A 14902-nucleotide genomic window follows, 5' to 3' on the forward strand; every position below is an offset into this window, starting at 1 on the left:
ACTTTTTTACAGAATGTTACTTGAATAAATTGTTACTAATAGGTTGGGTTATTTGCTTCACAGTTGCGAAGAATTGTCTGATCATTTTTTGATCTCACGCAGAGACGCAGAGGCGCAGAGAGAAAGAGAATTAATCCTTATTCGTCTGTGGAAATTAGATGTTGCAGTCTTCCAGTCTCGATACGAGAGAAGAAAAACCCCGTCTTGCGTCACCACGATATTTTCCATTTTTTCTCCAAGGGTAAATTGAGGGTAAGTGTCCCTGTGGTGCAGATGTAGAAAAAGTCAAATCTTGATAATACAACCAGTCGTTTCCTTTTCTCCATCCTACTTTTTCCCCAAAGGCTTCCCAAATTTCATAAATATACTCTCTGGTTCCCCCCAAACTTTGATAAATGCGTTGTTGTAAAGAAAAACCAAAGTGCCCATTGCTATATTTAACCCACAACTGGTCAATGGTGCGGAGGTCTTCACAGGGAAAGTTATAAATATTTTTCCCCTCTAACCAACCATATTTTTCTCGGTTGGTTATTACTAACATAAGGTGAAATGTTTCCTCGTCTGCTTCTTTCCATTTTCCCGCAGCGAGTAACTCACGCAACTTGCTATAGTCTATCCCCACAACTGACTTTAATTCCCCCTCTGCGCTTGCGGGGAAAGGGTTAAAGGGTGAGGTTCTTCTCACTTCGTTTGCAGGATGGAAAACATTTATGACTTGTGGACTACAAAGCTGACAACTATCGACACGAGATAAAAGATGTCCTACCCATCCACCACCGACATTTCCAATACCCCATTCGCCGACAACACCTAAAGGAAGGTGTCCTTCTGGTGCTGTGATGTCAAAAATAATATCTTTCCAATTCAACCAGCTGTTTCCTTTTCTCCATCCGACGCTTTCCCCAAAGGCTTCCCATACTTTTAAATCGCACTTTTTCGTTCCCCCTAAACTTTGATAAATGCGTTGTTGTACAGAAAAACCAAAGTGTCCATTGCTATATTTCAACCACAATTGGTCAATGGTGCGGAGGTCTTCACAGGGGAATTTATCCGTAGTTTGACTATCTAACCAACCTTTATTTTCCTGCTTCGCTACAGCTAACATAACGCGCCTTGTTTCTTCATCTGCTTCTTTCCATTTTCCCGCAGCGAGTAACTCACGCAACTTGCTATAATCCATCCCCACAACTGACTTTAATTCCCCCTCTGCGCTTGCGGAAATTTGGTTAGATGGTGAGGTGATTTTCTTTAATGAAACAGGATTTAAAACATTAACAACTTCTGCAACAGATTGATAACGCTGCTTAGGGATAGGATTTGCTAACTTTTCCAGTATCTGACCAAATTCATCACTAATAACATTCCCATTCAAATAATCTCGCCATACCCATTCGCCCTCCATCACATCATATAAATCAAAGGGGCTGATTGCTGTTAATAAATGCAGACAAGTTACACCCAAACTATATAAATCACTAATAAATTTAGGTTTACCATGCAACTGCTCAGGGGCGCAATATTCCGCCGAGCCGATAACTGTAGCCGTAGCTGTGCGCTGTTGTTTCTCAACTACTTTAGCTGCGCCAAAATCCACTAAAAATAATTTGTTATCAGAACTCCGACGAATGATATTCTCAGGTTTAATATCTCGGTGAATTACCTGTTGACTGTGAACAAATTCCAAGATTTCTAAGAGTTCTATTAATAATTCTCTAATCTGCTGTTCTGAAAAAACCCCGTTTTTATCTAACTCTGCTTCTAGAGTTTCCCCTTTCACAAATTCTTGCACTAAATATTGGCGATTATCTGCGGTGAAATAAGCCATTAACTCTGGGATTTGCGGATGCTTACCCAATTCTTCTAAACGTTCTGCTTCTTGTGCGAATAACTGAGAAGCTTTTTCAATGCTATCTGTCCCCTGTGCTTGGGCGAGAAATTGCTTAATCACACAAAAAGGTTTTGAGGGTTTATCTTCGTCAATGGCTAAAAATGTCCGCCCAAATCCCCCTTGTCCTAAAATTGACTGCGGCGCATACCTTTCTCGAAAAAGTAACTTACTACCGCACTTTTGGCAAAATTGGAAATTATCAGGGTTGGGGTGGAGACAGTCGGGATTAAGACATTGACGCATAAACTCAAAACCGGGAATTTGTGATCATTTTATCCCTAATTTGCTCTAATTATCTTTGCGCCTCTGCGCCTCTGCGTGATCAAAGTTCATAACAATCCCCGATAATGAATAAACAGCAAAATTACTGCCCAAGAACCCAAAGAGACTTTAATTGCTACTAAGATATTCAGTATGGGTATAATTCCACCACTAATCAGCGCACCCAATTGACCGTAGGGTAATTCCAATCCACTCAGAGTGATCACCGCCAGTAAAATAAACACCAAAACGGAAACTTTTTCCCATCTGGCGGCGTTCCAGCGCTTGTAAATGGCTTGCATTGAATCTGTAGAGGAGGTAATAGCTACTAAGCCAATGGCTGTTCCTCCGGCTACCCCAGCAGCAAAACCACCACCAGGGCTAAGATGTCCCCGAATCGCTAGTTCGATTCCTACTAAGGCACAAATAGTTGCGCCTAGACGCGCTAGGATAATGGATGGTTGATCTGTGAATTGATAAATGTTGGATAATGGTTTTTCATCGGCTAGCAGAAAACGCGCACCCATGACGGCGATGGTAAATACTACGACTTCAAAGATGGTGTCATAGAGGCGATTTCTGAGAATGATTCCGGTGACTGCATTGGGAACACCGCTATCTTCAACTATGGATTGAACGATCGCAATATCTAAGGTATTTGATACAGTATTGGGAATAATCATAAATATGCAGTACAACACTACGCCGGCTGCTATATAGACCCATTTCATCAATGTTTCTCCTCTGAGTCTGGTGTATTTACATAGGTCAGCATGGTTGCTGGTGATAAAAGTTCGGTTTGGATAATTTCGTAAATGCGGCGGACTCTGATGAAGGTGTGATAGGGTTCCTGCTCTACTGCTGATGGCGATCGCCTGATACAGGTAGCATGAATTTCTTTATCCATTAATCCTTGCTGCAAGTCCTGTGTATTAGAATAGGTTACTAATTCTAAGCGCATATAGTGTTTGCGAAAAATTTGGCGTAATTCATCCAATAATTGCCCAAAATCCTCTGGGGTTTCCTGATCTATGGAGAGTACCCCCAAACGCATAACTAAAGATGAACGCACGGCGATCGCATAGAGAGTAATGGCCAGGAAAGTCCCCATCAAAGCTTGGGTTAAAGCTACATCTGCCGCCCCAAACAGTGCAAATACCAAAGCCGCCACCGCGCCCAATATTCCCTGAACCACTAAGGCATTGTAGGGATTTACCTGTAATACAACTATAATTGCTGATAAAGGCATCAGGGCAGTAATAATATAAACATAGTTATCAGTCATGATCAGCCTCAGTGCTAGAACAGTATGCCAACACGTAGCCCAAAACTGTATTCCAAATTGCCAAGGAGATGATACCTAGAAGCAGTAGCGGCCATTCCCTGGGGATTTGTAACAGTAGCCCAAAAACAATCAACATGGAGCCAAGGGTATCGGCAACGGAAAGACTATGTAACTTAAATAATACCGAGCGATCGCCAATCAACGGCCAAGTTCCCCAAAACCAAAAAGCGATGCCTACTCCGATGCAAACATAACTCAACAGGTTAATCATAAGCTCCCCATCCGTTTTAGTAGATGTGCTAATAACATTAATCCCGCATTCCCCACACTCAAAATAATAATTCCCACAACACCAATCATCCAATCATCCCGTAACACCGAAACAATCAAAATCATAATTGAAGTCTTAGTAGCAATACTGGCAAAAGCCAACATTTTTTGCCAAATATCATCATCATGCCAAGCCTCATACATCGGTATAAGTAAAGCAATAATCATGGCTATCAATACCAAATTCATGAATTTTTCCTCCGAGTAATCCGGTGGACTTCATACCAGCCATCTTGGTGATATTTTAAAACAATGGTCTTAGGTGTAAAGGTAATCAAAAATATATCTAAAAACACAAGTCCTGGCGTGCGTTGGGGTTTAACTCGTTCCATAATCACATCTTCGTGTTTGTGGGGACGAAAGATAATTTCCACAGCCTCAAGATATGCTTGCGGTATCGCCACAAGCACCTCACCCAGCACACGCAGCCAATGCTTTAATGATTCCGGCGCTTTTTGACGACCCGGTAATAACAGTGCCACGCTGACACCAATAATGATATTAGCCACACTAAAATCAGAAGTGAGCAAAAACCAAATAGTTAACCGCAATATCAGATTTAAATGCCCAATCATGCCAATATCAACCCCAATAGCAGCAGCAACATTAAACTCATTACCCCTATCAAATGCTCAAGTTGCTCCAACACACGGGGTAACTTAATCGCAACTCGGCGAACAATCAAGAAATAACCTAACCAACCCCCGGCAATGATAGCCAGTGATTTTGTGATATTGGCAATGGTATATGCTTCCAAATATAGAGTATTAGCCGTAATTAGCCCACCAATTAACAGTATCATTGCTAACCAAAAAGTCGGTTTAAATTTTCCCCCTAGCTCTAATTTTTCATGGGGCAAAAAGATGAATTTGGCAAACACCATTGCCGTTCCCACCGCCGCCACATTCATGATGATCTCTTGCCAAGGTGACACATTCTGGAGTGTCAACATCTTGGCCCCAAATCCTACGAATAAAGGAAAACCGGAAATCGAGAGACTAGCCATCACCAAGACAATCCACACCCTTATGTTCATGGGTTTATCTTGCAATTCCTGAAAATTGCGACTCGGTAAGTTTCCGGCTATCAAGAACAACGACGATTTCACTAGTCCATGTGCCAGTGCATACAAACCTCCCACCGCCGGTGCAGCCATAATCCAGCCTAACTGGGAAATAGTACTCAATGCCAGCGTTCGTTTAGTATCCTGTTCAAAGATGGCACAGACTACCCCTAGCACGATTGTCGCCACGCCAAAAATCCTGATAATTGGATCTATTTCCTCCAACATCAAAGCACAGCGTACCAGGGGAAATACACCAGTTTTTACCACAACTCCTGACAGCATCGCCGACACTGGGGTTTCTGATTCTGAGTGAGTCAACGGCAACCACAAACCTGATACAAAAATTCCCCCTTTTGTCAAGAGTCCCAAAAAAATTAGGGCGATCGCCTCTTTTGGTGCGTTACCCAAACCGGCAAAAGCAAAAGAATGATTCGCCTGATAAACCAACACCACCCCCACCAGATAAAACAGCATCGCCGTGTTGCTCACAAACAGATAGCGCAAAGCCACCCAAATAGAGCGATTAGTACGGGGATAGGCAATCAATAAAAATGCCGCAATCCCAATTACCTCTAAAGCCACATAGGAACTGATAAAATCCCCAGAGACAAACGCAGAATTAACACTGCCATGTAAAATGATTATCTGCGTATAAAAGAAAGCCGTCTTATCACTGTGCCAACAGTAGAGAATCACCGCCATCGTTACCAAAGCATTAGTCAAGATAAAGTAGCCGCTCAATTGATCAACTACTAATGTCACCCCGAAATTATCCAGTAACCCCAGTGTCAACGGCGACTCTTGGAAAAATACCTGCAATCCATATCCCAGGGAAACCAAGGCTACCCCCAGGGCGAGATAGCGATCAACTTGGGGTAGCAGATAAATCACAAACCCTAAAAAAAACGGTAGTGCAATCCAGGCGATGGTAATGGTACTCATGGGGTATTGTTTTTCTCGATCTCGTTAGTTTCCAAGGTGGGATTATCCCGCGCTAGCTTCATGACACCCACCAGCATTACAGCCTGAATTGAAAAGCCGATCACAATAGCCGTCAAGATCACCGCCTGGGGAACCGGGTCGGCATAAGCGGGATTTTCGACTTTGCCCACAATGGGTGTGAAATAGCCCTCTTTGGATGCAACCAGTACGTAATAGGCGATAACTCCTGTACTCATCACATCCATAGAGATGATTTTCATTACCAAATTTTTTTTCAGTATTATGCCGAAAAAGCCACATAAGATTGTGGCAAATATAAATGCTTCTAACACGGAAGTTATTTGTTGAGTAGTGGTATCAAAGTAGCTAACTGATCAAATTAGCTTTTTCTAAAGTTTCTTTTTCTGCAGGGGGTTGTTTAAATGCAAACCGCAACAAAGGCGGTGCTAAAAAGGTAGTTAAAATTACCATAGTAATGATCGCCGCTTCTAATGGTTTATCCAAAGTACCACTAGCTGCACCAATCCCCGCAAACACTAACCCAACTTCGCCACGGGGAATCATCCCCGCACCAACCGCCAAACGGTTAATTCCTGGTTTTCCAAACACAGCCCAACCTGTAATAATTTTGCCGATAATCGCTACCACAATTAAGAAAGTAGCAATAATTAATCCGGCGCGATTTTCAGGAACTAAAGGATTGAGAACTCCTAAATCAACTTTTGCCCCCACGGTCACAAAAAAAACAGGTACTAAAATATCCGCAATGGGTTTCACCTGTTCATCTAGCTCTTTGCGTTTATCTGTTTCATCCAAAACTAACCCAGCCGCAAAGGCTCCTAAAATTGCTTCTAAATGAATTGCATTGGCTAAAAAAGCCATCAAGAATGCAAAGATCAATGCTGGGATAATTAAGTTTCCTCGTGTTTGCAATTTATTGGCAATGCCAACGAAACCGCTATTGAAATATTTACCCAGAAGAATTGAACCCACCAGAAAAGCTGTAGCGCTGACAATCAGATAAATGACATTTAAAATATCAATTTCCCCTGTTTTAGCCAGACTGGCAACTACTGCCAAGACAATGATGCCTAAGATATCATCAATGACAGCTGCACCCACAATAATTTGACCTTCAGCAGATTTTAACTGCCCTAATTCTGCCAAAACTTTAGAGGTAATTCCAATACTAGTAGCTGTCAGTGCCGCACCTGCAAAAATTGCCGGAATCACAGGAGCATGAAATAACCAAATCAATCCTGCAGTACCAGCAGCAAAGGGAACAGCTACCCCAATACAAGCCACAACTGCTGCTTGATAGCCAACTTTTGTTAGTTCTTTTAAGTCTGATTCCAAACCAATTTCAAACAACAGAATGATCACGCCCAGTTCTGCCAGCATGGAAATGATTTCACTCTGGCTTTGAAAAATTGATGTGACTGCTGCGGGAGTGATGTTGTTAATCAATTGCAGGATAGTCATAATGTTGGAGTCAGTTGCAGCTGCACCACTTTCAGAAAACATAACTAAATGTAGTGCAGAAGCGCCTACCACCACGCCACCCAGTAATTCACCTAAGACCGGAGGTAAGTCTATACTTCTAGATAACTCACCGCCAATTTTACTGGCAAGATAAATGACTACTAAACTGAGTAATACACCAGCCAAAACAATGGGGGCATTTTCGGCTTCATTGGTGGTTGCGATTAGAGGTGAGTTAAGTATTAAGTCTGTCAACATCTTGTTATCTTTCTGTTAGATTGATCAATTGTCCTATGAGAGCAATTCCTCGGAGAATAGGTAGTTGCCTACCTCTGTTGAACTAGTTAAATTTCATACTGGTAGGTATGAGTGAGTAATCATATTCACGCTTTTTCGCTGATGCTACTTGAATATGGATCATCGACTAAAGCCAAGGCTTGCTTCAGTGCTTCTGTACGATTCATGAAGAAATTATGGGCAGGTACGAATCTCTCAATGCCAAATTTTTCTAAGCGGCGTTTCACTTTGCCAGATGCACCGACAATTAAGACATGACGACCTTGTTCACAGGCATCTTTGATGGCATTTTCAATTGCTAAAGAAGCCGTCACGCCTAACATTGGCACATCACTGAGGTCTAAAATTAGTACATCAGAATCGGCCATGGCGGAATGTTCACGCGCGATCGCCTTAGAAACCCCAAAGATCATCGGCCCACTCAGGTAAAATAGCAGTATCCGTCCGTTAGCTAGATCAAGTAATTTTTTCTCTTCATCATTTAAAACAATGGCATCATCGGCATCGGTAATCGTCTTCACATCCTGAGACTGTAACTGTGAAAGCCGTTCAATCGTTAAGATGTTAGCAATAAACACCCCCACACCCACAGCCACAATTAAGTCAACAAATACCGTTAAAAACATCACGCCGTACATAATCAGCGCACCCTTGAGAGATACCTGATGCGCGCGTTTCAAAAAGCTCCAGTCAAGAATATCAATCCCCACCTTTAGCGCAATACCAGCCAATACTGCCATAGGGATATTTTGAGTTAAACCAGCTGCCCACAAAACCACAATCAGTAAAATTAAAGCACGAGTCAAACCAGATAAAGCCGTTCTCCCACCAGCCTGGATATTCACTACCGTTCCCATAGTTGCGCCAGCCCCAGGCAGTCCACCACATAAACCAGATACTAAGTTACCGATACCTTGACCAATTAATTCCTTATTAGACTTATGTTCAGTGCGAGTCAAACTATCTGCAATTACCGAAGTTAATAAAGTATCAATACAGCCTAGCATCCCCAACATTGCCCCATCGACCAACATTGCCCTCATATTTTCTAGACTAAAGCTAGGCATATAAAACTTTGGCAAGCCCATCGGGATTTCCCCAATCCTTCTGATTTCAACATCTCCAAAAAATACCAGGGAAACGATTGTTACAAATACTAAAGCTACTAATTGTGGTGGCACAAAGCGCTTTAATTTAGATGGCATTAAATAGATAATTGCCAAAGTCATCACGCCCAAAGCCGTTTCGACAGGATTTATCTTTGCTAATATCTGCGGTAAATTTTGTACCAGTCCCAGTACACCACCTTTACCAGTGGTTTGTCCCAGAAAAGCGGGAAGTTGCAACAAAATTAGAATGACTCCAATCCCAGACATGAAACCAGAAATCACACTGTATGGCATCAGGGTAATATATTTACCCAGCTTAAATACTCCTAATAATATTTGAAATATCCCCGCCAGCATCACTACGGTAAAAGCCATTTCCAAACCGTTATCTGGGTTGTTTGCCATAATGGAACTAACCACAGCAGTCATGACTACAGTCATCGGCCCGGTAGGTTCAGAAATCAGCGTTGGTGTCCCACCAAATAAGGCGGCAAAAAAACCGATACAGACCGCGCCATAAAGACCAGAGGCAGGGCCAGCACCAGAAGCGACACCGAATGCTAGTGCTAGAGGTAAGGAAACAATAGCGGCAGTTAAACCACCGAATAAGTCACCTTTTAAGTTTCTAAAATGGATAGTATTAGTCAATTGCATCTGGCGGTTTTGATTAGGAAAATATTAAAGTTTTGATTTGTAAAATTACGCGCAACTTGGAGGAAGTTTTATCTTGATGATATTAAAAATCTGACAAAGAAAAGTTGAAGTCTTTGCCAATCGGCAGAATATGTTGCCTTTTTAGATGGCGAATCGTGAATGCGAATCCCCAAAAAAAACGACTGAGGTCAAGAACAGTGAAAAATTTTGACTAAAAAACTGACATTAATTGTGAGTCTTTTTTGTCATGAACTTGAATGGCGTTAAGAATAGCTTACAGCGTTATGGATGAATATTATCTTTTTACAACCATAAGTATGAAATAAATATTAAATTATTTGCATAGATAAAAGGCTATACCTATTAAGTAAAATTTATTTTAAATATTTATTTAATAAAAAAATCTTATAAAAGCTTCGATACTGCCTGCAATACAGGAAATTTCCTCAGAAATGAGCAATCAAGGTGACGCTAATCGCTCCTATCTGTGATTTATATTCGACTTAAGCAAAAAACTCTCAAACCCTCATTCCTCTGTGTACTCTGCGTCTCTGTGGTTCGTTTTCCCCTGACTTATGCGTAAGTCCTATTATTAAATTAACCAAGATGACTAGCACTGCACAAATAAGTCAGCCAAGTAAAAAAAATTACTATACTCAATTAATAGCAAAACTTTTAACATCTAAGTTTTTTGTTAAATGGACGTACCCCGGCTCGAACGGGGGACCTCTACGATGTCAACGTAGCGCTCTAACCAACTGAGCTATACGTCCTTAACCAAACGAAAACTTAATATAACATATATTTTACTGTAAAGCAAATATTATTTTTCACGCCCTCATGTTTCTCAAACGCATAGACAAATATCTCAGATAATTTCTTTCCTTCTTTCTTTAGACATCAAAAGGTGAAACCCTTACAGTGACATTGTTTCAACCCCGTAATACCCTGCGTTGGCTGTAGAGTTTCCTGTTTCCTGGTATATATTAATAGTAATAAATATTACCGGATGAATTGCCACTCGCATAAATACTGCTAATTCAGGAATATAAAAATCCTAATGCTGGAATTTTTAGATATTTTTGTTTCCACCCAATTTATTCCTCATGGACATTGCTATCTGTGGAAACCCGGTTTGGTATGGTTACACGTTCTTTCTGATTCGTTAATTGCCTTTGCCTACTATTCTATTCCAGTGATGCTGGTTTATTTTGTCCGCAAACGAAAAGATATACCTTTCGGTGGGATATTCTTGATGTTTAGCGCTTTTATCATTGCTTGCGGTACGACTCATCTGATGAATGTCTGGACGCTTTGGGTTCCGACTTATTGGTTATCGGGGTTAATTAAAGCTATCACTGCCTTTGTGTCTGTTTTGACGGCTTTACAAATGTTACCTTTAATACCTCAAGCTTTAGCGCTACCAAGTCCTGCTGAACTAGAAGAAGCGAATTGTCAACTAGCAAAGGAAATTGCGGAACGGAAACGTACAGAAGAGGTGCTGAGAGAAAGTGAGCAACGCTGGGAGTTAGCTTTACGTGGGAATAATGATGGGATTTGGGATTGGAATGTGAAAACTAATGAGGTTTTCTTCTCTACTCGCTGGAAAGAAATGCTGGGGTATGAAGAAAAGGAAATTTCTCACTATGTAGATGAAAGTGTGATGCGGGTACATCCAAATGACCGCAACGGGGTAATGAAAGCAGTTGAAAATCATTTTTCTAAGCTCACACCATTTTACACTAATGAGCATCGAGTTTTATGTAAAGATGGTAATTACAAATGGATTTTGGATCGAGGTCAAGCCCTGTGGGATGAAGATGGTAATGTAGTTCGGATGGTAGGTTCCTATACTGACATTACTGAACGCAAGGAAGCGGAGAAGGCTTTAAGTGACCTACTCAAGGAACTAGAAAGTAGAGTTGAAAGACGGACTTTAGAGTTAACACAAATCAATAATTCACTAGCAGCAGAAATTACCGAGCGCCAGCGCATAGAGAAGGCATTAAGAGAAAGCGAAGAGCAATTCCGATCTGCATTTGACCAAGCGGCTGTTGGTATTGCTCATGTAGGTATTAATGGAGAGTGGCTATTAGTTAATCAAAAGCTTTGTGATATTGTTGGCTATAAATCTGAGGAACTGTACAGGCTGAGTTTTCAAGATATTACTTATGGTGATGATCTGGAAGATGATATTAATTATGTTAACCAAATATTAGCAGGTGAAATTGACAGTTATTCCCTAGAAAAACGCTATTTAAGGAAAGATATTTCTCTGGTGTGGACTAATATTACAGTTTCTTTAATTAGAGAGGTTGATGGTGAGCCAAAGTATTTTATTTCTGTTGTGGAAGATATTAGCGATCGCAAGCATTCCCAAGAGAAAATTAAAGCCTCACTTTTAGAAAAAGAAGTGTTGTTAAAAGAAATTTACCATCGAGTTAAAAACAATTTGCAGGTTATTTCTAGCCTGCTTAATCTCCAATCTGCATATATTAAAAACTCAGAGGACATGGTAATATTTCAGCAAAGTCAGCAGCGTATCGCTTCAATGGCTTTGGTTCACGAAAAAATGTATCAATCACCAGATTTAGCCAAGATTAATTTACATGAATATGTGCAAGATTTAGTTTCTAGTCTATGCAGTTGTTATGAACTAAATACTAATGTAATTCTCTTAGATATTAATGTTGGTCAAGATATATTCCTAAATTTAGATGCAGCAATTCCTTGTAGTTTAATTATTCATGAATTGGTTTCTAATGCTTTTAAACACGCCTTTGTGGGGACGAATAAAGGGGAAGTGAATATTGAAATTACCAAAAATCATGAAAATCAAATTATACTAATAGTGAAGGATAATGGTATTGGTTTACCAGCAAATTTTGATTTTCAAAATACAGCATCATTAGGCTGGGAGCTAATAGATGCTTTAACTAGTCAACTTTCCGGCTCTATCAATATTAAGAGCGATATTGGCGTAGAATTTAAGATAGATTTTCCCTATATTGATAAAATTTGATTAAATAATGACAAACACACCCATAAACATTGTCATAGTAGAGGATGAAGCGATTGTTGCCAAAGATTTACGTAATCGGCTGCAAAAGTTTGGTTATACGGTTCCAGCTATCGCTCATTCAGGACAGGAAGCAATTAATAAGTCTTTAGAAATTTGTCCAGATTTAGTGCTAATGGATATTAGATTGAAAGGGGAAATGGATGGGATAGAGGCGGCGCAGGAAATTCATAAACATTTAGATATTCCCATAATTTATCTCACGGCTTATGCAGATGATCAAACTTTAGAACGCGCCAAGATAACTGAACCTTTTGGTTATTTGCTAAAACCTTTTAAAGAAAGAGAGTTACAAATCAATATTGAAATAGCTTTGACTAAATATAAGCTGGAAAAGCAGTTAAAAACTAATGAAAAATGGTTGTCTACACTGCTTAACAGCATCAGTGATGGGGTGATTTCTAGTGATTTGGAGAAATTAATTACTTTTATGAATCCTGTGGCTGAAAGTCTGACAGCTTGGAAACAAGAAGAAGCTTTTGGGAGAAATTTATCAGAAGTATTCAATATTGCTCATGGGGAAACTCAGGAACCTGCGGAAATCGAAATCACAAAGGTGTTGCAAGACGGTGATATTATCAGTTCACTAGTAGAAAGTGTTTTGATTAGTAAAGATGGTGTAGAGATTCCCATTGATGAAAGTGCTGCACCTATTAGAGATGATCAAGATCGGATTATCGGTATGGTGTTGGTTTTCCGAGATGTGACTGAGCGCCAAGAGGCTATTAAGGTTCGTCAAAAGCAAGTTGAGCAAGAACAATTGGTAGCACAGCTATCAGAAATTAATCGACTCAAAAATGAGTTTTTAAATTTATTTTCTCATGAATTGCGATCGCCTCTAAGTAATATGAAGGTGATCATCCAAATGTTGCAATTATCTCTGATATCTCCGGAAAATCAGCGCTATTTAGATATGTTAGCCGATGAGTGCGATCGTGAAATGAGGTTAATCAACGATTTATTAGACTTACAACGTTTAGAAACTGAAGGCTCTCTTCTAATTAACCCAGATGTGTTAGTATTAGAACAGTTTATCCCTTGGGTAGTTTCACCGTTTCAAGTCCGCGCTCAAGAACATCAGCAAACTTTACAATTAAATCTTCCCTCAAATTTACCGACGCTGTTATCAGATCCTACCAGCCTAGAACGGATATTAGGCGAATTACTGAATAATGCCTGCAAATATACTCCCACAGGTGGAATGATTATTGTCAATGTAGAGCATAATTCTGGAGAAATAGCCCCAAAAACTGTTATTACGATTCGTAATTCTGTAGAAATTCCTACAGCCGAATTACCACAAATTTTCAATAAATTCTATCGTTTACCCAACGCAGATATCCGGAATCAAGGTGGTACAGGGTTAGGCTTATCTATAGTCCAGAAGTTAGTAGAACAACTCCAGGGAATCATTCAAGTTGAAAGCAGTGCTGGATGGACAACCTTTAGAGTCATACTGAGTGATTTAGTCATTCCTTGAGCTAAGTAATGCTTTATTATATTACAAGATAGTTGGATAGATACTTCAGGAAGATGAATGTAATACAGACTAAGTTTAGATTAACTTTGGTGTGTCGAATAACTGCTTTCTATGGAGGTTTAGCAAAATGCTAAACCTTTTTTTGCGCTCAAAATTAACGCCTATCAGCTTGTCCAATATTTGTAAACTTCTGGAAGATAGATGAAAGTTATGATTTATCTCTTTAAAATCAACTGATATGGTAAACTCTTGGTATATATGGGCTTGGCTATTAGTCGAGCCTATTTTGTATATTTTTTTGCTAATATCAATTATTTGTGAGGCTGTATATTATTTCTACCCCACTAGCTTGGTTAAATTTTATTTATGCATCTTTATATTAAATTGGTATAAGTTGGTAAAGCCTTATAAACATAGCATCAATTTTTTTAAAATTGTATGTTTCTTGAGGAAGAAAAAATATTGTTTCTCTAGTGTTACTATTCAGTTTGTTAATGCCGGAAAAACATATAACTGCCCTGGAATAAACGCCAGGGTTTTCTTTTTTATCAAAGCTACATATCACATTGCCATTATTTTGTACAGGTCTATAAGATAGATGAATTAATGTCAGTTTATATATAAATTATCTATATACGGTAAACACCTGGTATATATAAAGGCTTGGCTGATCCAAGCCTTTTTCATACTTATGATATAGGATTTATTTTGATATTATCCGGCGTTAGTTGTAACTACTATATGGGTATCCTAACTAAAGGATGATGAACTCTATAAATAGTAATTCTAAATTATAAGTCAGTACGTTGTTAAGCACAGCAATAATTTAGGTTTGGTTGAAACCAAACCTTTTTTTATGCAGGACTTACGCAAAAATTGCCGAAAAGCTTAATTTATTGTTCGCGTAGCGTGCGCGAAGCGTATACCGCCAAGTCGCCAAGAACGCCAAGAATTTGTAGAGTTTGCGTAAGTCCTATAGGACTCCTATTTGATTTCTGAACAAGACTAAGAGAAAATACGGGGAGGTAT

General features: G+C 39.7%; 12 protein-coding genes and 1 tRNA gene. 2 read left to right on the top strand and 11 right to left on the bottom strand.

Features of this window, described 5'->3' with window-relative positions:
• Positions 1-154: 154 nt before the first annotated feature.
• The 11 genes from ACM0OP_RS06980 to ACM0OP_RS07030 form a co-directional block, all read right to left on the bottom strand.
• A complete protein-coding gene (locus tag ACM0OP_RS06980) occupies positions 155-2131 on the bottom strand; it encodes a GUN4 domain-containing protein (protein ID WP_414527672.1) in 1977 nt (658 codons plus the stop codon).
• An 86-nt stretch (positions 2132-2217) separates the two neighbouring features.
• Entirely contained in the window at positions 2218-2880 is a 663-nt protein-coding gene (locus ACM0OP_RS06985) for a Na(+)/H(+) antiporter subunit B (protein WP_414527673.1), read from the bottom strand.
• On the bottom strand, positions 2880-3434 hold the full coding sequence (locus tag ACM0OP_RS06990) for a DUF4040 domain-containing protein (protein WP_414527674.1): 555 nt from the start codon (positions 3432-3434) through the stop codon (positions 2880-2882). The genes ACM0OP_RS06985 and ACM0OP_RS06990 overlap by 1 nt, the downstream gene beginning before the upstream one ends.
• Positions 3427-3705, bottom strand: coding sequence for a monovalent cation/H(+) antiporter subunit G (locus ACM0OP_RS06995; RefSeq protein ID WP_414527675.1), 279 nt, complete (start codon positions 3703-3705; stop codon positions 3427-3429). The genes ACM0OP_RS06990 and ACM0OP_RS06995 overlap by 8 nt, the downstream gene beginning before the upstream one ends.
• Positions 3702-3953, bottom strand: a complete 252-nt coding sequence (locus tag ACM0OP_RS07000) for a hypothetical protein (protein WP_414527676.1) — start codon at positions 3951-3953, stop codon at positions 3702-3704. The genes ACM0OP_RS06995 and ACM0OP_RS07000 overlap by 4 nt, the downstream gene beginning before the upstream one ends.
• Positions 3950-4339 carry a Na+/H+ antiporter subunit E gene (locus tag ACM0OP_RS07005; protein ID WP_414527677.1) on the bottom strand — a complete coding sequence of 130 codons (390 nt, stop codon included), beginning with the start codon at positions 4337-4339 and terminating at the stop codon, positions 3950-3952. Before ACM0OP_RS07005 ends, ACM0OP_RS07000 begins: the two co-directional genes overlap by 4 nt.
• Entirely contained in the window at positions 4336-5772 is a 1437-nt protein-coding gene (locus ACM0OP_RS07010; protein WP_414527678.1) for a cation:proton antiporter, read from the bottom strand. The genes ACM0OP_RS07005 and ACM0OP_RS07010 overlap by 4 nt, the downstream gene beginning before the upstream one ends.
• Complete coding sequence (locus ACM0OP_RS07015) at positions 5769-6104, bottom strand: cation:proton antiporter subunit C (protein WP_414527679.1); 336 nt, start codon at positions 6102-6104, stop codon at positions 5769-5771. Before ACM0OP_RS07015 ends, ACM0OP_RS07010 begins: the two co-directional genes overlap by 4 nt.
• A gap of 34 nt (positions 6105-6138) precedes the next feature.
• Positions 6139-7512 carry a cation:proton antiporter gene (locus tag ACM0OP_RS07020; RefSeq protein WP_414527680.1) on the bottom strand — a complete coding sequence of 458 codons (1374 nt, stop codon included), beginning with the start codon at positions 7510-7512 and terminating at the stop codon, positions 6139-6141.
• A 125-nt stretch (positions 7513-7637) separates the two neighbouring features.
• Complete coding sequence (gene bicA / locus ACM0OP_RS07025) at positions 7638-9314, bottom strand: bicarbonate transporter BicA (protein WP_414527681.1); 1677 nt, start codon at positions 9312-9314, stop codon at positions 7638-7640.
• Positions 9315-10013: 699 nt separating this feature from the next.
• A tRNA-Val gene (locus tag ACM0OP_RS07030) sits at positions 10014-10087 on the bottom strand.
• Between the two features lie 287 nt (positions 10088-10374).
• Between ACM0OP_RS07030 and ACM0OP_RS07035 the strand changes: the two genes are divergently transcribed.
• Positions 10375-12336 (top strand): PAS domain-containing sensor histidine kinase, encoded by a 1962-nt coding sequence (locus ACM0OP_RS07035; protein ID WP_414527682.1) that lies wholly within the window; start codon positions 10375-10377, stop codon positions 12334-12336.
• Between the two features lie 7 nt (positions 12337-12343).
• Positions 12344-13873, top strand: a complete 1530-nt coding sequence (locus tag ACM0OP_RS07040) for a hybrid sensor histidine kinase/response regulator (RefSeq protein ID WP_414527683.1) — start codon at positions 12344-12346, stop codon at positions 13871-13873.
• Positions 13874-14902 lie beyond the last annotated feature (1029 nt).

Origin of the sequence: Nodularia chucula CCY0103 (assembly GCF_963923915.1) — a bacterium.
GTDB lineage: Bacteria > Cyanobacteriota > Cyanobacteriia > Cyanobacteriales > Nostocaceae > Nodularia > Nodularia chucula.